Below are 17,719 nucleotides of genomic sequence, written 5' to 3'. Positions count from 1 at the left end.
ACGGGGCATGATCGCAGCCTTGCTCGCCGCGCTCGCGGCCTCCTCGGGGCCATCGGCCCTCCCCGAACCCTCGCTCCGGCAGCAGGCCGAAACGCGGCGCGCCCTCACCCGCTTCATCAGCGTCCGCGATTATCCGCGCGAGGCTCTGCGCCGGCGCGCCGAAGGCCGCGTGGAGTTCGAGGTGGAGACGACCGGGGAAGGCCGGGTGAGCGATTGCAGGATCCTCTACTCCAGCGGGCACGCGCTGCTCGACGAGAGAACCTGCGCGATCATGCGCGAACGGGCGCGGATCGCTCCGCGGCGCGATGCCCAGGGTCGGCCGGTCTCGGGCAGGGTTCGCACGGCCTACAATTGGATCATGCCAGGCGCCCGGCTGACCCCGGTGGACTCGCGAGCCTACGGGCCACGCCGGGTCGTGGCGCGAGGCTACGACCCCTCGCTGCGTTGAACGCGCTCAGGGTTCTTTAAAGGGAGCGCCTTCACGCCCGTCGCCCCCTATCGCAGGCGTTGCTCGTTCGCGACCAGGGCAATGCGGACATAGTCTTGCCGTCCTCGCCTCACGTCGGCGGGTCTCTAGCCGCCTTGCAACTCGTGCCTGCGCATCGCGTGCCGGAGTTGGTCGTAGGTCAGGCTGAGCGCGGCGGCCGCGGCGCGCTGGTTCCAGCGGCAGCGTTCGAGCGCGGTGGCAAGGATCGCTTTCTCATATTCGGCGACGGCCAGGCGCAAGTCGGCGCACTCCTCCGGATTGTGCTTCGCGGGCATCGGCAGAGCGGCCGCCGCCTCGCCGGGCGCGGCCAACGCCGGCGGGGCCTTCACGCGCGTCGAGGTGAGCGGGCGCCATGGGCTTTCGAAGGGATCGAACTGGATGTCGTCGATCGGGCCCTCGCGGCCGGCCCAGCGATAGACGGCGCGCTCGACGACGTTGCGAAGCTCGCGCACGTTGCCGGGCCAGTCGTAGGTCTTGAGCCGCTCCATCCCGCTCTCGCTGAAGCCCGGCCAGGCGTCCATCTCGATGTCCATCGCCATCTTGCGGCCGAAAAATTCGGCGAGGACCGCGATGTCGCTGAGCCTGTGGCGCAGCGGCGGCAGGGTGACCACCTCGAAGCTCAGCCGGTCGAGCAGGTCGGCGCGGAACCGCCCTTCGTCGACCAGCCGCGGCAGATGCTCGTTGGTCGCCGCGACGATCCGAACGTCGACGGTGAGCGGCCGGCTCGAGCCGATCCGGGTCACCTCGCCATATTCGATCGCGCGGAGCAGCCGGTCCTGCGCCGGGCTGGAGAGCGTCGCCAGCTCGTCGAGGAACAACGTGCCGCCATTGGCCTCCTCGAACCGGCCCGGGCGGGCCTTGGTCGCGCCGGTGAAGGCGCCCGCCTCGTGCCCGAAAAGCTCGGCCTCGATCAGCGTCTCGGGCAAGGCTGCGCAGTTCATGACGATGAGCGGGCCGTCCCAGCGGGAGGAAAGGTGGTGGAGCCGCTCGGCGATCAGCTCCTTGCCGGTTCCGCGCTCGCCGATCACCAATACCGGACGGTCGAGCGGCGCCGCGCGGCTTGCGCGCTCCACCGCGTCGAGGAAGGAGGTGGATTGGCCGACGAGGTGGGTATTGCGCTCCATTCCCGACTATTGGCGTATTCCGCCACCTGTTGGCAAGAACTATCGTCCTGGCTGGCGCAGTTTTTGGCGGTTTTCCGGGCTTTTCCGCGGTTGGCACGCCCCGTGCTTAGAAATTCGCGTCACGCCGATGGTCGGCAAGGACGAGAATGCAAACCAGTCAGGGAGACCGACATGTTCACCTTCGATCGCTTCGCTCGCGTCGCCACGGCCACGGTCGGCGCTATCGCCCTTTCCACCGTTTCGATCAGCGCCGCCTCGGGCGGGACGATGCGTCCAGTCGACCGGACGCTGATCGCTTCGGTCCAGACCGGGACCGTCGCGAATGGTTAAGGCCCGCCCGGCACGGATCACGATCGGACCCGGGGAGCTGATGCGCATCACCGCTCCCCTCCGGCCCGGCCAATCCACGCCCGGCGGCGCCTCTGTTTCATACAAGGAGTTCATCCCCATGGGCATCTTTTCGCGGACGCGCGATATCATTGCCGCCAACGTCACCGATCTCCTCGACAAGGCCGAGGACCCCGCCAAGATGATCCGGATGATCATCATGGAGATGGAGGAAACCCTCGTCGAGGTCCGCGCCTCCGCCGCGCGCACGATCGCCGACCAGAAGGAGATGCGGCGCCAGATTTCCAAGCTCGACCGGCTCCAGGACAGCTGGGTCGAGCGTGCCGAGCTCGCCCTTTCCAAGGGCCGCGAGGATCTCGCCAAGCAGGCTTTGTTCGAAAAGCAGAAGTCGGCCGACATGGCCGATCAGCTCAACAGCGAGATCGAGGTGCTGAACGACGCGCTTCGCGCCAGCGAGGCGGACATCGCCAAGCTTCAGAACAAGCTGCGCGAGGCCCGCGCCCGGCAGAATGCGGTGATGACCCGAATGGAGAGCGCTCAGAACCGAACCCGGCTTCGCGAGATGTATTCGGGGCCGAAGGTCGACGACGCCTTCTCGCGCTTCGACGTGCTCGAACGCCACGCCGATCTCGCCGAGGGCGAGGCCGACGCGCTCAGCCTCGGCGCCGCGCCGAAGACGCTGGAGGAAGAGATTTCCGAGCTTCGCAACGCCGACAAGGTCGACGCCGAGCTCGAGGCGCTGAAGGCGTCGCTCGCAAAACGCACCAATGGCGGCGAAGCCGCGAACAAGGGGGAATAAATGGAACTCGAAGGCCCGATCCTCGCCCTGCCGATCATGGCGATATTGTTCATCGGCTTCCCGTGGGTGCTGTTTCACTACATCACGAGGTGGAAGACCGCGAAGACGATCACGATGCAGGACGAGGATCTGCTCGACGAGCTTTACGAGCTGGCGCGCCGGCTCGACGACCGGATGGTGACGATCGAGCGCATCGTGCAGGCGGAAAATCCCAACTGGCGCGCGCTCAGCCACGATCCGGTCGAGACGGCGCTCGAGGACCGCTCCGAGCGGCTCTACGAGACCGCCGAGCGCAGCAACCGTTCCAGCCGGAGGCCGAAATGAACGCACCGCGCACCCGCTTCTACCTCGACAAGCAGAACGCCAAGTGGAAGGGCGTCTGCGCGGGGATCGCCGATTATACCGGAGTCGACGTCACCATCGTCCGAATCGGCTTCGTCATCGGCACTTTGATCGGACAGGGCGCGCCGCTGCTCGCTTACTGGGTCATCGCCTGGATGGCGCCGCTCAAGCCAAGCGAGCTCTATCGGCAGGATCCGGAGCAGAAGAAATTCTGGCAGGGCGTGCGCCGCAACCCGCACATGATGGCGCGCGAAGTGCGCGGCCGGCTGCGCGACATCGACCGGCGGCTCGCCGACATGGAAACCTACGTCACCAGCTCGAACGGCCGGCTCGCCCGCGAGATCGAGCAGCTTCGCTAACCGCCGGCCAAAGGGGAACCCGAGACTATGGACGATACCGTCGCGATGTTCGTCACGATCATGACCGCAATGGTTCTGACCGCGACCCTCATTCATGCCTGGATCCGAAGCCGCGGCCGGATCAAGGCGTCCACGGCCGGCCTCGAGGCGAAGCGCGAGATCGAGCTGCTTTCGGGCGAGAATAGCGGCCTCAAGGGCCAGGTGAGCCGGCTCGAAGAGCGGATCGCGGTGCTCGAGCGGATCGCCACCGATCCAGCCCAGCGCACCGCCGCCGCGATCGAAGACCTGCGCCACGCGGGCTAGAGGGGAATCGTCATGAGTTTCGCCGGACCCAATTTCGTCATCGCGATCATCTTCATTTCGACCATGGGTTGGGTGCTGACCAGCTGGATCCGCGCCCGCCACGGCTACCCGCTCGAGAATGAGTGGTCGGGAACCGCCTCCAGGGAGGATCCGTCGGCCGAGCGCAAGATCGAGCTGCTTACCAGCGAGAACGAGCGGCTGACCGGCCAGATCGGGCGGCTCGAGGAGCGCCTTTCGGTGCTCGAGCGGATCGCCACCGACCCCGCCGAGCGCACCGCGCGCGAAATCGAAAACCTGCGCTAGGGAGAACGACTCATGAGCCCCGAAAAGCTCCAATTCTTTTACATCCTGTTCCCGTTCATGGCCGTCGGCTGCGGCATCGCCGTCCTCGGCTGGGTGGTGACCACGTGGATGCGGATCAAGCATGGCTATCCGCTCGACGGAGCCTGGGGCCAGGCGGTCTATCCCAAGAAGAGCGACGAGGCGATGGAGCGGATCAAGCTCCTGAGCCAAGAGAATGCCCAGCTCCGCGCCGAAATGGGCGCGGTCAAGGATCGCCTCGCCAACGTCGAACGGATCGTCACCGACGACAGCCACCGCCTGACGCAGGAAATCGAAGCCCTGCGCCTGCCGAGGAATTGAGATGATGGGACTTGGCGAGGCCCTCGTCGCCTTCGTGGTGATCGGGCTCCCGACGATCGCGCTGTTCGGCCTCGTCAGCCGCGTCTTGCGTCACCGCGAGAAGCGGATGGAGCTCGAAGCGCAGATCGAGGCGGCCAAGGCCGCGGCGGTCAATCCGCGCGGCGACCTGCTCGAGCAGCGCGTGCGCGTGCTGGAGCGGATCGTAACCGACAAGGGCATGAACATGGCCGACGAGATCGAGCGGCTGCGCGACTTGCCGGTGGATTGAGAGGCGGGGAAGGAACCGAAGCAATGAACCAATTCGAAATGGTCGCCATGATCGTGGTGGCGGTGATGGTCGCAAGCGTCATACGGTCGATCTACGGCGGCCGCCGCGGCCGCAGCCGCGGCGATCTGCCGGAGCGCGACGATGCCGAGACCCAGCGGCTGCGCGATGAGGTCAAGCAGCTCAAGGAGCGCCTTCAGGTGATCGAGCGAATCACGGTCGAGAAGGAAAACAGCCTCGAACGCGAGATCGAGCGGCTGCGGGACCGATAGGAGGCATGGAGATGGGCGATCCGGGAACCCTGACGGCGCTATTCGCCGGGATCGTCATCGCGATGGCGATGGTCAGCCTTGCCGCTCTCCGCGGCTTCGACGGCTGGCTCGACTTGCGCCGGATGGAGATCAGCCAGCGCCAGCGCTTCGCCGAACCCTCGACTCCGGCCGCCGCCCGCCTTGAGCTCGCCGACCTCAAGGACAGGATCCGCCGTCTCGAAGCGATCGCCAGCGGCAACGAAGGATGACGCGCCGCGCTTGCCGAGCTAAGCGGGCGCCATGCCTTTCCAATCCATCGACGACGTCCATGCCGATTACGAGCTGCTCGACGCCGACGACCGCTACCGCCTGCTGATCGACCTCGGCCGCGACCTCGAAGCGATGCCCGACGCGCTCAAGACCGACGCCACCTTGGTGCGGGGATGCTCGGCTTCGGTCTGGCTCTATCCTGTGCCGCAAGGCGACGGACGGCTTCATTTCCTCGCCGACAGCAACGCCGCGATCACCAAGGGGATCGTCGCCCTGGTCCTGCTCGCCGTGCAGGACCGGACGCCGAAGGAAATCCTCGCCCTCGACATCGACGCGGCGCTCGAGCCCTTCGATCTCAGGAACCAGCTGAGCTCGAACCGCACCCAAGGCATCCCGAACATGATCGCCCTGATCCGCGAAACCGCGGGGCGGCTGGCGGCGTGAGCGATCCGCGCGCGCCGGGCGAAGCATTCGATCCCGAGCGCTTCATGTCCTACGTCCGCACGCTCGGCCATGGCGGCGCCCTTGGAATCGCCTATCGCGGCCATGGCGAGGACTGGGTCGAGCTCGATCTTCCCTACGACCCAAAGCTGATCGGCATGCCGGAGAGCGGAATCGTCGCCTCCGGCCCGATCGTCAGCCTGATGGACATGGCCACCAGCCTCGCCATCTGGATCAAACTCGGCCATTTCCGGCCCCAGGCAACGCTCGACCTTCGCGTCGACTATCTGAGGCCGGCGACGCCGGGCAGGACGATCGTCGGCCGCGCCACCTGCTTCGCAGTCACCCGAAGCGTCGCCTTCGCCCGCGGCACCGCCTATGAGGAAGACGAAGGCGATCCGATCGCCAGCGTCACCGGCACATTCATGTTCACGGGCTAGAACCGCCGACGGCGGCGCCGGTCGTCATAAGGCTCGGGATCGTCCAGGGTCATCCAGCTGTGGTCCTCGACGATTTGAGAGCGAACCGGGCGGCCGGAAGGGTCGAGCGAGGGCCGGAAGCGGTAGCGTTGCTGGATCAGGCGGCAGGTCGTGTCGTCGAGGAGCCGGTTGCCGCTCGAGCGGTCGACCACACAGCGGCCGACATGGCCGTCGACCTCGACGGTGAAGCGGACCGAGACCGTCCCGCCCCCGCCCGCCTCGCCGACCACCGAGGGGAAATCGCGGTCGCTGAGCCGGCCGCTGACGTGGCGCGGCGGGGTGAAGCCGCCGTCGCCCTCGCCATAGCCCCCGCCGTCGCCATTGCCGCCCCGACCACTGCCCGTCCCGACCCCGATACCGCCGCTGCCGAAGCCGGGGCCGCGCACGTTCGCCGCGCCGGCCGAAGGCGCTGCGCCCTGCCGCGCGACGGGGGCGGCGATCACCGGGGGAGGAGTTGGAAGCGGAACGACGGGCTTTGGGGCGACCACCTCGGTCGCCTGCGCGCGCAGGTTCGCGGGCGAGGCCGCGCCTTCCCGGCGCCGGCTGCCCGTATCCCGCGGCCGCGGCGGCGGAACCGGCGGCGGCGGGGGCGGCGCGAGGATGTCGATCAGCTTCATCCGGTCCTCGCGCACGGCCGGCAAGGTCAGCGCGAAGCCGAAGATCATCGCGTAGAGGATCAGCCCCTCCAGCGCCACGGCGCCAAAGGCGGCGGTAGCCCGGCGACTCACGCTCGGCCGTTCGACCCACATGAAGCCATGTTACGCCCGATCACGCGGAAAATACAGGCCGCTCAAACGGATAAGGCGACCTCGACTCGGCTACGACGTGAGATTGGCGCGCCGCTCCTCGGCCCGCCGCAGAACCTCGTAGCTCGCCTGGATCAACTGGAAGCGCTCGGCGGCTTTCGCGTCTCCCGGCTTCACGTCGGGATGGTGGGCCTTGGCCAGGCGGCGATAGGCGATCCGGATCGCCTCGAAATCCGCGTCGGCCTCGAGCTCGAGCACGTCGAGCGCGCGCATCTCGTCGCGGCTTCGGCTGCCGTCTCCCGGGCCGCCCCAGCCATAATGGGTGGCGCTGGTGAAGGCGTCGGCGCCCTGGCGCTCGCCCGCCTCCCGCTGCGCCGCCTCCTCGGCCGTCAGCCCTTCGAAATAATTCCAGTTGCGGTTGTATTCGGCGGCATGGCGTTCGCAGAAATACCAGCGCTCGCGGCTGTTCGGCGATTTGGGCGCGGGCCGATCCCCCGGCTCCTCGCAGCCATGGCGGTCGCACTGGCGCACCGGCTCCGCGTCGCGCGCCGACCCGTAAGCGCGCCAGCGCGGGAAACCCCAGTCGTTCGATCGTTTTGCCTTGGCCATAGATACGGGCCAGATAGCGGCACCGGACCCCGAGCGCACGCCCCGGCTCGGAAAATATTTCTCCGCCCCTCATCCAAAGCCGGGCCGGGCGGCGTCTAGGCAGTGAATTCAGCATGAAGGATATTGCCAATGCCCAACGATATCGATGTCGTACTCGTGGTCGCAGCGCTTACTACCGGCGCCGTCCTGATCGTGATCCAGCTGGGCAGGCTGTGGCGGGCCGGGATGCAGCACAAGACCATTCGCGAGGCGATCAGCCGGGACAGCTCGATCGTGCCGGAGCTGCTCGCCCGCGTGCAACCGGAGCAGCGCCCGGCGGGAGGCAATGACGATCGCACCGCGATGGTCCTGATCGCGCTCGGCCTCGCCCTCGTCGTCTTCGCGCTCATTGAGGGAGACGCGGACGATATCGGCACCATGGTCGGCGCTTCTCTCTTTCCGATCTTCGTCGGCATCGCGCTATTGTTGCGCCAGCACCTCGCAAGAAGGCGAGAACGGCAGGACTGAACCCTGCAGGCAGGACACGGCGCGATGGACGACGAGCTCGGTCTGGCCCGGCGGGCGGCGGCAGGCGATGCCGCCGCCTTCGCCGCGCTCGTCCGCACGCATGAAGCGGCGGTGCGGCGGTTTCTCGCCCGCCTCACCCGGGGCGCCAATAGTAGCGGGGGGGGCGCCGACGACCTGGCGCAGGAGGTATTCCTCAAGGCCTGGCGGAGCGCGGCCGCCTTTCGTGGGGAAGGAAGCTACCGGGCGTGGCTGATGCGGATCGCCTGGACCCTGTTCCTTTCCGCGCAGCGAGCCAAAGGTCGGCGCGAAGCGCGCGAACAGGCCGCGCCGGAGCCTGGGCGCCATGACGACCGGAATACGGCCATCGACCTCCAGCGCGCGTTGGCCGGCCTCGGCGAGCGCGAGCGCGCCGCGAGTCTCCTCTGCTTCGGTGAAGGCTGCTCGCATGGCGAGGCGGCACGGATCATGGGAATCCCGCTCGGCACCCTGAAATCCATCCTGGCACGGGCGCGGGCCGCGCTCGTCCAACGACTGGAGGCCTGAAATGAACGATGACCAAAAGATCGCCGTCTTGTTCGCCGCGTCGGAGCGCGCGCCCGACGAGGCGTTCGTCGGCCGGGTCGAGCGCGCCGTCTTGGCCGAGCAGAGGATGGGGGCCGCACGGGCAGCAACCTGGCGGCGCTTCGCGGTCGAGTGCGCGTCCAGCGCCGCGATCATCAGCGCCTTTTACCTGCTCTGGCGGCTCGCGCCGGCCGAGCTTCCGCTGGACCAGCTCCCCGTAGGGCCGGCCGCTGCCGCGATCCTCACACTCGGCCTGTGGTTCGCGATCGAGCTGCGGCCGTCGGCGACCGGGCGGTGAGAAAAAATGCCAGAGGGTCTGTAAGCCGGGTTCTGTCCTCCGCCATAGCTCGAAGAGCGCAGGTGGATGGGCGGCCATTCCTCTAGGAGGCGGATCGCTCCGCCCCTCAAGCAACCAACCCGGGCGACGAGCCGGAACGAAGCCCATGTGCCGCCCCTATTCGGTCTTGCTCCCGGTGGGGTTTACCGTGCCGTCTCCGTTGCCGGAGACGCGGTGCGCTCTTACCGCACCCTTTCGACCTTGCCGCGCCGAGACGCGGTGGATTGCTTTCTGTGGCACTTTCCCTGGGGTCGCCCCCGCCGGCCGTTAGCCGGCACCGTCGTTCCATGGAGCCCGGACTTTCCTCGCCCCCGCTTGCGCGGGGCCGCGGCCGCCCGACCCTCTGGCGCGGCCTATATACCGATCCCGCGCTCGCGGTCCAAGAGGAGCTGAAGCAGCACCGCCCGGCACTCGCCGTCGATCGTTCCGTCGATCAGCTCGGGGCGGAAGCGGCGCTGGAAGGCGATCACCGCCTTGTCGGGATCGCGAACGTCATAGCCATAGCGCTCGAGCGCCAGCAGGAACCCGCCGTCGGTCCAGTGCGGGTCGACGAGGTTCCTCGCCGGCCGGGCGACGGCGAGCCCGTGCCGGGCAAGCCGGCCCCAGTCGAACAGCTCGCCCGGATCCTCCTTGCGCGCCGGCGCGACGTCGGAATGGCCGACGACGTTGGCGGGCGGGACCTGGTGGCGCTCCACGATCCCCGCGAGCAGGGGCAGAAGCGCCTCCATCTGCGCCTCGGTGAAGGGGCGGTAGCCGAATTCGTGGCCCGGATTGACGATCTCGATGCCGATCGAGCAGGCGTTCACGCCCTGGACTCCGCGCCACCAGGAAAGCCCCGCGTGCCAGGCGCGCTTGTCCTCGGCGACCATGCGAACGATCGTGCCGTCTTCGGCGATCAGATAATGGGCGGACACTCTTGCTTCCGGGTCGCACAGCCGGGCGATCGCCGACTCCGCGTCCTTCATCCCGGTATAGTGGAGCACGACCATCGAGACCGCGGCATTGCGCTCGTCGAAGTTCGGCGAGGGGGTGTCGATGATCCCGTCCACGCCCCTTTAGCGCGCCAAAAGGGCCGATGCGTCAAGCCCTAGGCGACCCGGGCCTGAGCCTCCCGAGGCTGGGCGGGAAGATACAGCCCGCGGCATTCGGGATCGGAGACGAAGCGGTCGGTCTGGCCGATCACCGTCTCTCCGGCCCCGAGCATCAGCGTTCCATCCGCGTGGCAGGCGTCGGCCAGCCGGCTGAACGCCAGCCGCCGCATATCCGGCGCGAAATAGAGCAGGACGTTGCGGCACAAAACGATGTCGAACTTGCCCGGGTGGGGCGGCGGCTCGATAAGGTTGCGAACCTCGAAGCGGACCTTGTCGCGAAGCTTCTGGCTGGCCTGCCAGTCGCCGCCGCCGAGCTCGGCGAACCAGCGGATCATCTGCATCACCGGAAGCCCGCGCTGGACCTCGAACTGCGAATAGACCCCCTTGCGCGCGCGCTCGATCGCCGAGCCCGAAAGGTCGGTGCCGACGATCTCGATCGTCCAGCCCTGCCAGCGCGCCGCTTCGTCGGCGAAGGCCATGGCCAGCGAATAGGCTTCCTGCCCGGTCGAGCAGCCGGCGCTCCAGATCGAAAGTTTGCGCTCGCGGCGGCGGGCATGTTCGAGCCGCTTCACCGGGCCCGCAAGCAGCATGTCGAAGGGCAGCCGATCGCGGAAGAAATAGGTCTCGTTGTTGAGCAGCGCCTCGATCACCTGCTGCGAAAGGGCTGAGTCCGCGCCGGATACGAGCCGCGCGACGAGCTGGTCGATCGACGTGAAGCCGCGCTCGCGCATGATCGCGGCGAGCGCGGTGTCGATCCGCCAACGGCGGTTCATCGACAGCTGCTGCCCGGTCCGCGCCTCGAGGAGGCTGGCGAGAATGCGACGGGAGGAATCACTTATTTCCACTTATTGGTCTCCAGTCGCTGGGCAATTCGCCGGGCGAGATCGGCGGGCGGCATGACGGCCGAAGCGAGCCCGGATTCGGCGACTCCGCGCGGCATGCCCCAGATGGCGGCGCTATGGCGGTCCTGAGCGAGCATCGCGCCGCCCGAATCCACGATCCGGCGCGAACCGATCAGGCCGTCGCGGCCCATCCCGCTCAGCATCACGCCGATGCCGGCGGCGCCGAAAATCTCGGCCACCGATTCGAGCATGGGATCGGCGGAAGGGAGGCAGCCGCTCGACGCGCGGCGCCGGTCGAGCTTCACCCTGACGCCGTCGCTGGTTTGATTGAGGCACAGGTGCGCGTCGCCGGGCGCGACGTGGATGACGTCGTTCTCGAGCGGATCGCCGTCGTCCACCACCACCGCCTTGCGGCCCGAGGCGTTGGCGAGCTGGCGGGCGAAGTGGATCATGAAGATCGGCGGCAAATGCTGGGTGACGAGGATCGGCGCTCCGATCGGCCTCGGTAGCGGCCGGAGGAACTCGAATAGGGCGTGGAGGCCACCGGTCGACGCAGCGAGCGCAACGCAGCCGATCGGGCCTTCGCTCATCTCGATCAGGCGGATCGCGCCTTGGTCGGACGCCGCTCCGCCCGCGGGGTCGCGGGTGGCGGCGCCGATGCGGCGAAGGCGATCGGCCAGGATCTCGCTGAAGCGCCCGGCGAAATTGCCGACGCCCGGCTTTGGGAGCGCGTCGGCGGCCCCCAGCGCAAGCGCCTTGACGGTTACCTCCGCGCCCTCCTCGGCCATCGAGGAAACGATCAGGACACGCGCCCCCCGTCCCTTGCGGATGATTTCCGGAAGCGCGTCGATCCCGCTCGCCCCGGGCATTTCGACGTCGAGCAGGATGATGTCCACCCGCACCGATTTGAGCGCCTCGAGCGCCTCATGCGCGCTCCCCGCCAGAGCGGCGATTTCGAAACCCTCATGCGCACCGATCATCCGCGACAGCACCGCCCGCGCGACCGTCGAATCGTCGACGATCATCACGCGAAGCGGCGGCTCGGAAACCTTGTCCGGCGGCCGGCGCGCGAATGTCGTGCCGAGGTTCACGCGACTCCGACGATCTGCAGCTTGGATTGGAGCGTGTCGCGGTCGAAAGGCTTCATCACATATTCGTCGGCGCCGGCTTCGATCGCCGCGCGGATATGGGCGATGTCGTTCTCGGTGGTGCAAAAGACGACCTTCGGCTGGACGGTGGGGCCGCCGCGCAGCGCCCGAAGGAACTCCATCCCGCTCATCACCGGCATGTTCCAGTCGAGGAGGATCACGTCCGGCATCCCCGCCTCGCAGCGGGTCAGCGCATCGCGGCCGTCCTCGGCCTCCTCCACGTTGAAATCGAGCGTTTCGAGGATGTGCCGGGCGACCTTTCGTATCACCTTGCTATCGTCGACGACCAGGCATGTCTTCATCACGCATTCCCCCTTACGCAGAACCCGGGCCTAGCGGCGGAGTCGTAAGCATCGGATTAAGGCCTCATGCCGCATGGGCGGCCGCGGGACCGGCGATCAGCGAATAAGGGTCGACGAGCAGGAACAGCTCGCCGCCCGCCTCGACGGTGCCCATCGCGACCCGGTCCCAGCCGGCGCCGACCGGCGCGGCGATGGGCGAGCGCTGTCCGTCCGCTTCCACCACGTCCTCGACGTCGTCGACGAGCAGCGCGTAATTGTGGCCGTCGCACGGAACGACGATCGCATCGCGCGCGGCCTCGTTTTCGCGCTTGCCGAGATCGAGCGCGGCCAAAGCGTCGATCACGGTGAGGACCCGGCTGCGCAGCGCCGACAGGCCCGCGACGTGCGGCGCGGCGCCCGGTGCCGGAGTGATCCCTTCGAGCTCCACGACGGCTTCGACGGCGGCGGCCGGAAAGGCGATTCGCCGCCCGGCGAGGCTGGCGATCAACAACAGCTCAGACATTGGCCTTCCCCCTCGCGGCGCCCCTGCTCAGCGCGCCGATCAAGGCGGCCCGGTCGTAGCGGTAGATGCTATCTTTCTCTGCCGGCTCGAGCCTCGAGCGCAGCCGAACCACCTGGCCGGCGGATAGCGGCGCCTCCGCGCCGCTATCCTCGGAGAGGATGAGGATGTCGGCGCTCACGCCCTCCCGCGCGGCGACGATTCGATAGCCGAGGTTCTCGACCAGCGGGCGCAGCATGGCGTCGATCCACGGGTCGCCCTCGGGCAACGCGCAGACCGGCTGCTCGCCCTCCGCCGCTTCGCGCCCGACATGCGTGGCGAACAGCCAGTGCGGATCGATCAGCTCGATCTGCTCGCCGTCGATCAGCGCCACGCCGCCAACCTCGCCGGGCGCCGGCGCGGGCTGGGATTCCAGGCGCAGCGCGCGAATGTCGATCACCTCGGCGAAGCCGTAGGCGATCTCGCTCACTCCGTCGGTCAGGCGCAGGATTCGAAGCTTGCCCTCGGAAGGGACACCGTCGCAGCCCGCCAGCGGCAGGATCCGATCGCCGATCGAGACTCGCAGCCGCCCGGCGCTGTGGGCAACGGCGGCGCAGGGCACGTCCTCGATCCGCTCGACCAGCGACACGGGAACGGCACGCCGGGCGCCTTCGAGCGTCCGGAACAGGAGCAGGCTCGTCTCGCGGACCGTCTCGGCCTCGGCGGTCGCGGCGAGCAAGGCGCGGTTGATCTCGCTCTCGGTGAAGTCGACTCCGGCGCGCTTGGCGACGCCCGAGGGGTCGAGCAGCAAGATCGGGCTTCCGTCGTCGGCAAGCGTCGTTCCGGCATAGAGGCCCGCGACCATCACCGCCGGGGCGGCGGGCTTGACCACGAGCTCCTCGTGATCGTGCACGGCATCCACGGCGAGCGCATAGACTTCGCCGCCGGCCGGCTTGAGCAGGACGAGACGGCCCTGGTCGCGCGGCGCGTCGCTCTCGATGCCTAGCAGGGCGGCGAGGCCGATCAGGGGCACCCTCCGGCCGCGGACGGTCGCGACCTCGGCGTCGCCGACCCGCTCGATCGTGACCGGTCCGGTCCTCAGGATTTCGTCGATCGCCGAGCGCGGCACGGCGAAGACCTGGCGGCCAGCGCTAACCGTGAGGGCGGGGATGATGGTGAGCGTCAGCGGGACGCGGATGATCAGGCGAACGCCCTGGTTGAGCCGGCTGTCGATGTCCACCACGCCGCCGATCCGCTCGATATTGGCGCGCACCACGTCCATGCCGACACCGCGGCCGGAAATGGCGGTGACCTCCTGTGCCGTCGACAGGCTGGGCAGGAAGACGAGCGCGATCTTCTGCGCCGGAGTGAGCTTCTCGGCCTGCTCGGCGGTGATCAGGCCGGCGCCGCGCGCCTTGCGGACGAGCGCCTCGCCGTCGATTCCGCGACCGTCGTCCGCGATCTCGATCAAAATCTGGTTGCCGGCCTGGCGGGCCGAGACCTTGAGCGTGCCGAAGCCGCTCTTGCCCGCGGCCGAACGCTCCTGCGCATTCTCGATGCCGTGATCGATCGCATTGCGCACCATGTGCGTCAGCGGATCGCGGATCATCTCCAGCATTTCGCGGTCGAGCTCGACGTCGCCGCCGTCCGCCTCGAGCCGGACCTGCTTGCCGAGCTCGGCCGAGAGATCGCGGACCAGGCGCGGCAGGCCGGAGAAGAGCGCGTCGATGCGCTGCATCCGTGTGCGGGTGATTCCGTCGCGGATTTCGGCGATGCAGGCCGAGACTCGCTCGAACGCCGCCTCGACGGCGACGTCGCGCGGCGCGTCGCGCAGGCGCCGGGCAAGCTCGTTGCGCGCCAGCACCGCGTCGGAAACGCCGCTCATCATCCGGTCGAGCAGGTCGACCGACAGGCGGATCGAGCGGAGCGCTTTCTTGCCCTCCATCTCGGGGGACGGCATCACCTCGGCGACGATCGTTGCCGGGGCCTGCTCGGAAAGCGCGGCGATCAACGGCTCGTCGTCCTCGCTCGCCAGCGATTCCCCGGTTTCGAGCGCAAGCACCAGCTCTCCGATCCGGTCGATGATCGCGAGCACGGCGTTGACCAGCCTGGTGTCGGCGACTCGCTTGCCGGCGCGAACCTCCGCCAAAGCGCCCTCGGCCGCGTGGCTCAGCGCCTCGAGCCGGGCGAGGTCGAAGAAGCCGCAATTGCCCTTGACGGTGTGGACGAAGCGGAAAATCTCGTCGAGCCGGTCCCGGTCTTGGGGCGCGGCCTCCCACGCGACGATGGCGCCCGACAAGGCCTGGGCCATGTCGCGCGTTTCGGCGATGAAGTCGTTGATCAGGTCGTTCATGCTCCCCGGCTTATGCCGAGGCTCTGGTAAAGAAGCCGTTTACCCGCTCACGGCTCCACACGGCCTTAGGATCAGGCCGGAAGGCTCGCGCCGACGATCAATATGCCTTCCTCGCCATCGGCGACCTGGATCTTGCCGCCACCCTCCTGGACGAGGCTGTGGGCGAGCCAGGCGGCGGCGGCGCGCGGCGCCACCTCGTCCTCGCCCGTCTCGCCGACCAGCACGCGGCGAAGCTCGGGATCGAGCACGATCCGGCTGCCGGCCGCCCGGACGACGATGTCGAGCCCGTCGCCATGCCTTTCGGCGCCGACGTCGAGCGTTCCGCCGCGAACGAGCGCGTCGCCGGCGATCAGCACGAGATTGAGCAACACCTTCAGCGCCGCCTTGCTCATCGTCGGCTCGTCGACCATCCAGCCGAGCTCGATCCGTCCGTCCCCGCCGAACAGGCCCTCGATCGCCGAGCGCGCCTCGCGCGTGTCGACCACATCGGCGAAGCCGCCGGCGGCGCCGAAGGCCAAGCGGAAGAATTTGAGCTTGTTGGCCGAAGCGCGAGCGCTCTCGCCGAGCAACTCCAGGCAGCGCGCGCGCATCTCCGGGTCGTGCTCGTCGGCGAGCAGCTCGATCCCGTTATTGAGCGCGCCGACGGGAGAAAGCAGGTCGTGGCACAGGCGCGAGCAAAGCAGCGAAGCGAATTCGTGGGATTTCATGCGGCTAGGCCCCTGAGAATCATGACCTCTATTGGCCCCGGCGAATCGGGGATGCAAGGGCGGCGCTAGTCATCGCTTTCCACGCTCCATCGGACCGGCGTCACATACTGAGCCGCGACTGGCTGGGCCTGGGCGTTCAATGCGGGCTCGAACCGGGCCACTCTTTGGACCTGATCGCAGATCGTGCTGTCGAAACGTGGGTTGCGGGTGGACACCAGAATCCTGCATCCCGTGGCCCTCCCCGCTTCGGATATGTCTGCCGCCAGGATGACGTAGGTGCTGGCCCTCGGCATGAGATTGAAAGCCCAATCGTAATTCCGCATCCGTGCCTTGCGGCTGAGCGCGCGGCGCGCGGCGACGTCGATGCCCCAGGATTGCAGCAGGTCGTCATTGCAGTGGAGCAGCGCCTCGACCGCCTCCCGTGGATTTGGCAGGGATAGGGTGACCACGCCTTGGCCATCCTTGCTGACGGTCAACTGACGGGCGCCGGCGATGCGATCGAGAAAATCTTCGGGCATCGACGCCATGTGCGAAATCGTTCGGCCGTTGCGCTGGTCGCGCCACGCCCGCGCGGTGATGACAGGCGTATCGCCGGCCCTGACCTGTACTTCGCCGGTCAAGCGGTCTTGCAGATCATTTCCGGCTTCAAGCACGACGAGTTCGCCGGGTTCCGAACCATAGGGCGCGTTGAACGCGACGATCGGTGAACCTTCACCGCCCACGCGCCGCGCGAGCGTGCAGGCCGTTCGGCTGTAATCGACGATCCACTGGTTCGCGGGAACCGCGAGCGGCGCCGAAGCCGATTGCGCCAGGCCAAGCGCAAGAAAACGCGCAAAAAACATCGGAAAATCCCCCTTCCGGCCGCGCGATCTAGAGAGGATCGCCGCACGAAACGCAAGGGCGGGGACCTTGAAATTACGTGCCGGATGCCCATCTCGCCTCTCCAATGCCGGGGGGCCATTCCACCATCATCGCCACGATCGCCGAGGACAGCGCCGGATGGCGGCTCGACCGGGCGCTGGCGGCGGTCGTGCCGACGCTGTCGCGCGAGCGGCTGAAGGCGCTGATCTCCGCCGGAAACGTGACCGGGCCAAAAGGACCGGTGCGCGATCCGGCGGCCAAGGCTCTGGCCGGCCTCTACGAGGTCTCGGTTCCGGACCCGACGCCGGCCCACAACGAAGCGCAGGACATCGCGCTCGAGATCGTGTTCGAGGACGATCATCTGCTGATCGTCGACAAGCCGGCCGGCATGGTCGTCCATCCCGCGGCGGGCAATTTCGACGGGACTTTGGTGAACGCCCTGCTCCACCACTGCGCCGGGCGCCTCTCCGGCATCGGCGGGGTGGCGCGGCCTGGGATCGTCCACCGGATCGACAAGGACACGTCGGGGCTGCTGGCGGTCGCCAAGACCGACGTGGCGCACGAGGGCCTCGCCGCCCAATTCGCAAAGCACCGCATCGATCGGGTCTATCTGGCGATCACCGGCGGCGTGCCGATCCCGCCAAAGGGCACGATCGACGCCCCGCTCGCCCGCTCGCCGGTCAACCGCAAGAAGATCGCGGTCTGCGAAAAAGGCCAGGGCAGACGGGCGGTGACCCATTATCGCCTGGTCGAGCCGCTCGCCGACGCCGCGCTCGTCGAATGCCGGCTCGAAACGGGCCGGACCCACCAGGTTCGGGTCCACATGGCCTCGATCGGCCATCCCCTGCTCGGCGATCCGGCCTATGGCCGGCCGCGAGGCGCGCACCGCGAGATATTGAAAAGGCTGAACTTTCACCGCCAGGCGCTTCACGCAGCGGAGCTTGGCTTCATCCATCCGGTGACCCGGGAACGCTTATCCTTCAAATCCGCGCTCCCATCGGATATTCAGGAACTGTACGGGGCGCTTACCGTATAGATACCGAGTGCCAGGATAAGGGTCTCGGCCC

Annotated in this window: 27 protein-coding genes and 1 other RNA gene; 16 read left to right on the top strand and 12 right to left on the bottom strand. The window is 68.0% G+C overall.

Annotated features, from left to right (window positions below; genetic code table 11):
• Positions 1-7: 7 nt before the first annotated feature.
• On the top strand, positions 8-448 hold the full coding sequence (locus E6G92_02860; GenBank protein TMJ18791.1) for a TonB family protein: 441 nt from the start codon (positions 8-10) through the stop codon (positions 446-448).
• Positions 449-573: 125 nt separating this feature from the next.
• Here the strand turns inward: E6G92_02860 and pspF are convergent, their stop codons facing one another.
• Positions 574-1,611 carry a phage shock protein operon transcriptional activator gene (gene pspF, locus E6G92_02855; protein TMJ18790.1) on the bottom strand — a complete coding sequence of 346 codons (1,038 nt, stop codon included), beginning with the start codon at positions 1,609-1,611 and terminating at the stop codon, positions 574-576.
• 448 nt (positions 1,612-2,059) lie between these two features.
• Between pspF and pspA the strand changes: the two genes are divergently transcribed.
• The 11 genes from pspA to E6G92_02800 are packed head-to-tail and all read left to right on the top strand — an operon-like array spanning position 2,060 to position 6,071.
• Positions 2,060-2,758 (top strand): phage shock protein PspA, encoded by a 699-nt coding sequence (pspA, locus tag E6G92_02850; GenBank protein TMJ18789.1) that lies wholly within the window; start codon positions 2,060-2,062, stop codon positions 2,756-2,758.
• Entirely contained in the window at positions 2,759-3,082 is a 324-nt protein-coding gene (pspB, locus tag E6G92_02845; GenBank protein ID TMJ18788.1) for an envelope stress response membrane protein PspB, read from the top strand. It begins immediately after the preceding gene.
• Positions 3,079-3,459 (top strand): envelope stress response membrane protein PspC, encoded by a 381-nt coding sequence (gene pspC, locus E6G92_02840; GenBank protein ID TMJ18787.1) that lies wholly within the window; start codon positions 3,079-3,081, stop codon positions 3,457-3,459. Before pspB ends, pspC begins: the two co-directional genes overlap by 4 nt.
• A 45-nt stretch (positions 3,460-3,504) precedes the next feature.
• Positions 3,505-3,762 (top strand): hypothetical protein, encoded by a 258-nt coding sequence (locus E6G92_02835; protein ID TMJ20673.1) that lies wholly within the window; start codon positions 3,505-3,507, stop codon positions 3,760-3,762.
• A 12-nt stretch (positions 3,763-3,774) separates the two neighbouring features.
• A complete protein-coding gene (locus E6G92_02830) occupies positions 3,775-4,065 on the top strand; it encodes a hypothetical protein (protein TMJ18786.1) in 291 nt (96 codons plus the stop codon).
• Between the two features lie 57 nt (positions 4,066-4,122).
• The gene (locus E6G92_02825) at positions 4,123-4,404 is read left to right on the top strand and encodes a hypothetical protein (GenBank protein TMJ20672.1); all 282 of its coding nucleotides are present in this window, start codon (positions 4,123-4,125) and stop codon (positions 4,402-4,404) included.
• 4 nt (positions 4,405-4,408) lie between these two features.
• A complete protein-coding gene (locus tag E6G92_02820; protein ID TMJ20671.1) occupies positions 4,409-4,672 on the top strand; it encodes a hypothetical protein in 264 nt (87 codons plus the stop codon).
• A gap of 23 nt (positions 4,673-4,695) precedes the next feature.
• Positions 4,696-4,941, top strand: a complete 246-nt coding sequence (locus E6G92_02815) for a hypothetical protein (protein ID TMJ18785.1) — start codon at positions 4,696-4,698, stop codon at positions 4,939-4,941.
• An 11-nt stretch (positions 4,942-4,952) separates the two neighbouring features.
• Positions 4,953-5,189: a hypothetical protein gene (locus E6G92_02810; protein TMJ18784.1), complete on the top strand. Its 237-nt coding sequence runs from the start codon at positions 4,953-4,955 to the stop codon at positions 5,187-5,189.
• Between the two features lie 31 nt (positions 5,190-5,220).
• Complete coding sequence (locus E6G92_02805) at positions 5,221-5,634, top strand: SufE family protein (protein ID TMJ18783.1); 414 nt, start codon at positions 5,221-5,223, stop codon at positions 5,632-5,634.
• Positions 5,635-5,678: 44 nt separating this feature from the next.
• Complete coding sequence (locus E6G92_02800; GenBank protein TMJ20670.1) at positions 5,679-6,071, top strand: PaaI family thioesterase; 393 nt, start codon at positions 5,679-5,681, stop codon at positions 6,069-6,071.
• Here the strand turns inward: E6G92_02800 and E6G92_02795 are convergent.
• Together E6G92_02795 and E6G92_02790 are read right to left on the bottom strand one after the other, a co-directional pair.
• Complete coding sequence (locus tag E6G92_02795; GenBank protein TMJ20669.1) at positions 6,068-6,727, bottom strand: TonB family protein; 660 nt, start codon at positions 6,725-6,727, stop codon at positions 6,068-6,070. The two genes, E6G92_02800 and E6G92_02795, sit on opposite strands and share 4 nt — an antisense overlap.
• A gap of 201 nt (positions 6,728-6,928) precedes the next feature.
• A complete protein-coding gene (locus tag E6G92_02790; protein ID TMJ18782.1) occupies positions 6,929-7,465 on the bottom strand; it encodes a J domain-containing protein in 537 nt (178 codons plus the stop codon).
• A gap of 129 nt (positions 7,466-7,594) precedes the next feature.
• On the opposite strand from E6G92_02790, the gene E6G92_02785 reads away from it, so the two are divergent.
• From E6G92_02785 to E6G92_02775, 3 genes are read left to right on the top strand one after another with little or no spacing between them, the layout of a single operon-like run.
• A complete protein-coding gene (locus tag E6G92_02785; protein ID TMJ18781.1) occupies positions 7,595-7,972 on the top strand; it encodes a hypothetical protein in 378 nt (125 codons plus the stop codon).
• A gap of 24 nt (positions 7,973-7,996) precedes the next feature.
• Positions 7,997-8,515 (top strand): sigma-70 family RNA polymerase sigma factor, encoded by a 519-nt coding sequence (locus E6G92_02780; protein TMJ18780.1) that lies wholly within the window; start codon positions 7,997-7,999, stop codon positions 8,513-8,515.
• A 1-nt stretch (position 8,516) separates the two neighbouring features.
• A complete protein-coding gene (locus tag E6G92_02775; protein ID TMJ18779.1) occupies positions 8,517-8,831 on the top strand; it encodes a hypothetical protein in 315 nt (104 codons plus the stop codon).
• 5 nt (positions 8,832-8,836) lie between these two features.
• On the opposite strand, the gene rnpB is transcribed toward E6G92_02775, so the two are convergent.
• The 9 genes from rnpB to E6G92_02730 all read right to left on the bottom strand — a co-directional run bounded on the left by rnpB (position 8,837) and on the right by E6G92_02730 (position 16,633).
• An RNA gene (gene rnpB, locus E6G92_02770) (RNase P RNA component class A) lies at positions 8,837-9,217 on the bottom strand.
• Between the two features lie 6 nt (positions 9,218-9,223).
• Positions 9,224-9,859, bottom strand: a complete 636-nt coding sequence (locus E6G92_02765; GenBank protein TMJ20668.1) for an N-acetylmuramoyl-L-alanine amidase — start codon at positions 9,857-9,859, stop codon at positions 9,224-9,226.
• A 98-nt stretch (positions 9,860-9,957) separates the two neighbouring features.
• Positions 9,958-10,734 (bottom strand): protein-glutamate O-methyltransferase CheR, encoded by a 777-nt coding sequence (locus tag E6G92_02760; protein TMJ20667.1) that lies wholly within the window; start codon positions 10,732-10,734, stop codon positions 9,958-9,960.
• 62 nt (positions 10,735-10,796) lie between these two features.
• Positions 10,797-11,828: a response regulator gene (locus E6G92_02755; GenBank protein ID TMJ20666.1), complete on the bottom strand. Its 1,032-nt coding sequence runs from the start codon at positions 11,826-11,828 to the stop codon at positions 10,797-10,799.
• A 62-nt stretch (positions 11,829-11,890) separates the two neighbouring features.
• Positions 11,891-12,253, bottom strand: a complete 363-nt coding sequence (locus E6G92_02750; protein TMJ20665.1) for a response regulator — start codon at positions 12,251-12,253, stop codon at positions 11,891-11,893.
• A 64-nt stretch (positions 12,254-12,317) separates the two neighbouring features.
• Positions 12,318-12,755: a chemotaxis protein CheW gene (locus E6G92_02745; protein ID TMJ18778.1), complete on the bottom strand. Its 438-nt coding sequence runs from the start codon at positions 12,753-12,755 to the stop codon at positions 12,318-12,320.
• Positions 12,748-15,084, bottom strand: coding sequence for a chemotaxis protein CheA (locus E6G92_02740; protein ID TMJ18777.1), 2,337 nt, complete (start codon positions 15,082-15,084; stop codon positions 12,748-12,750). The genes E6G92_02745 and E6G92_02740 overlap by 8 nt, the downstream gene beginning before the upstream one ends.
• Positions 15,085-15,155: 71 nt before the next feature.
• Positions 15,156-15,791: a histidine phosphotransferase gene (locus E6G92_02735; protein ID TMJ18776.1), complete on the bottom strand. Its 636-nt coding sequence runs from the start codon at positions 15,789-15,791 to the stop codon at positions 15,156-15,158.
• Positions 15,792-15,856: 65 nt separating this feature from the next.
• Entirely contained in the window at positions 15,857-16,633 is a 777-nt protein-coding gene (locus tag E6G92_02730) for a hypothetical protein (protein ID TMJ18775.1), read from the bottom strand.
• Positions 16,634-16,737: 104 nt separating this feature from the next.
• Here E6G92_02730 and E6G92_02725 point away from each other — a divergent pair, with 104 nt between their 5' ends.
• A complete protein-coding gene (locus tag E6G92_02725; protein TMJ18774.1) occupies positions 16,738-17,688 on the top strand; it encodes an RluA family pseudouridine synthase in 951 nt (316 codons plus the stop codon).
• Positions 17,689-17,719 lie beyond the last annotated feature (31 nt).

It is taken from the genome of Alphaproteobacteria bacterium (assembly GCA_005883305.1).
In the GTDB taxonomy this organism is placed as follows: domain Bacteria; phylum Pseudomonadota; class Alphaproteobacteria; order Sphingomonadales; family Sphingomonadaceae; genus Allosphingosinicella.
Note: the sequence above shows the minus strand (reverse complement) of the source record. Positions and strands in the feature narration are given on the sequence as shown.

Bases quoted from the DNA above. Each gene is read 5' to 3' on its own strand.
- E6G92_02830 (TMJ18786.1), top strand. From the start codon at position 3,775: ATGAGTTTCGCCGGACCCAATTTCGTCATCGCGATCATCTTCATTTCG.
- E6G92_02745 (TMJ18778.1), bottom strand. From the start codon at position 12,755: ATGTCTGAGCTGTTGTTGATCGCCAGCCTCGCCGGGCGGCGAATCGCC.
- E6G92_02820 (TMJ20671.1), top strand. From the start codon at position 4,409: ATGGGACTTGGCGAGGCCCTCGTCGCCTTCGTGGTGATCGGGCTCCCG.
- E6G92_02795 (TMJ20669.1), bottom strand. From the start codon at position 6,727: ATGAAGCTGATCGACATCCTCGCGCCGCCCCCGCCGCCGCCGGTTCCG.
- E6G92_02790 (TMJ18782.1), bottom strand. From the start codon at position 7,465: ATGGCCAAGGCAAAACGATCGAACGACTGGGGTTTCCCGCGCTGGCGC.
- E6G92_02860 (TMJ18791.1), top strand. From the start codon at position 8: ATGATCGCAGCCTTGCTCGCCGCGCTCGCGGCCTCCTCGGGGCCATCG.
- E6G92_02755 (TMJ20666.1), bottom strand. From the start codon at position 11,828: ATGATCGTCGACGATTCGACGGTCGCGCGGGCGGTGCTGTCGCGGATG.
- E6G92_02805 (TMJ18783.1), top strand. From the start codon at position 5,221: ATGCCTTTCCAATCCATCGACGACGTCCATGCCGATTACGAGCTGCTC.
- pspC (TMJ18787.1), top strand. From the start codon at position 3,079: ATGAACGCACCGCGCACCCGCTTCTACCTCGACAAGCAGAACGCCAAG.
- E6G92_02815 (TMJ18785.1), top strand. From the start codon at position 4,696: ATGAACCAATTCGAAATGGTCGCCATGATCGTGGTGGCGGTGATGGTC.
- E6G92_02785 (TMJ18781.1), top strand. From the start codon at position 7,595: ATGCCCAACGATATCGATGTCGTACTCGTGGTCGCAGCGCTTACTACC.
- E6G92_02725 (TMJ18774.1), top strand. From the start codon at position 16,738: ATGCCGGGGGGCCATTCCACCATCATCGCCACGATCGCCGAGGACAGC.
- E6G92_02835 (TMJ20673.1), top strand. From the start codon at position 3,505: ATGTTCGTCACGATCATGACCGCAATGGTTCTGACCGCGACCCTCATT.
- E6G92_02760 (TMJ20667.1), bottom strand. From the start codon at position 10,734: ATGAACCGCCGTTGGCGGATCGACACCGCGCTCGCCGCGATCATGCGC.
- pspF (TMJ18790.1), bottom strand. From the start codon at position 1,611: ATGGAGCGCAATACCCACCTCGTCGGCCAATCCACCTCCTTCCTCGAC.
- E6G92_02810 (TMJ18784.1), top strand. From the start codon at position 4,953: ATGGGCGATCCGGGAACCCTGACGGCGCTATTCGCCGGGATCGTCATC.
- E6G92_02800 (TMJ20670.1), top strand. From the start codon at position 5,679: ATGTCCTACGTCCGCACGCTCGGCCATGGCGGCGCCCTTGGAATCGCC.
- E6G92_02825 (TMJ20672.1), top strand. From the start codon at position 4,123: ATGGCCGTCGGCTGCGGCATCGCCGTCCTCGGCTGGGTGGTGACCACG.
- pspB (TMJ18788.1), top strand. From the start codon at position 2,759: ATGGAACTCGAAGGCCCGATCCTCGCCCTGCCGATCATGGCGATATTG.
- E6G92_02730 (TMJ18775.1), bottom strand. From the start codon at position 16,633: ATGTTTTTTGCGCGTTTTCTTGCGCTTGGCCTGGCGCAATCGGCTTCG.
- E6G92_02780 (TMJ18780.1), top strand. From the start codon at position 7,997: ATGGACGACGAGCTCGGTCTGGCCCGGCGGGCGGCGGCAGGCGATGCC.
- pspA (TMJ18789.1), top strand. From the start codon at position 2,060: ATGGGCATCTTTTCGCGGACGCGCGATATCATTGCCGCCAACGTCACC.
- E6G92_02750 (TMJ20665.1), bottom strand. From the start codon at position 12,253: ATGAAGACATGCCTGGTCGTCGACGATAGCAAGGTGATACGAAAGGTC.
- E6G92_02740 (TMJ18777.1), bottom strand. From the start codon at position 15,084: ATGAACGACCTGATCAACGACTTCATCGCCGAAACGCGCGACATGGCC.
- E6G92_02735 (TMJ18776.1), bottom strand. From the start codon at position 15,791: ATGAAATCCCACGAATTCGCTTCGCTGCTTTGCTCGCGCCTGTGCCAC.
- E6G92_02765 (TMJ20668.1), bottom strand. From the start codon at position 9,859: ATGGTCGTGCTCCACTATACCGGGATGAAGGACGCGGAGTCGGCGATC.
- E6G92_02775 (TMJ18779.1), top strand. From the start codon at position 8,517: ATGAACGATGACCAAAAGATCGCCGTCTTGTTCGCCGCGTCGGAGCGC.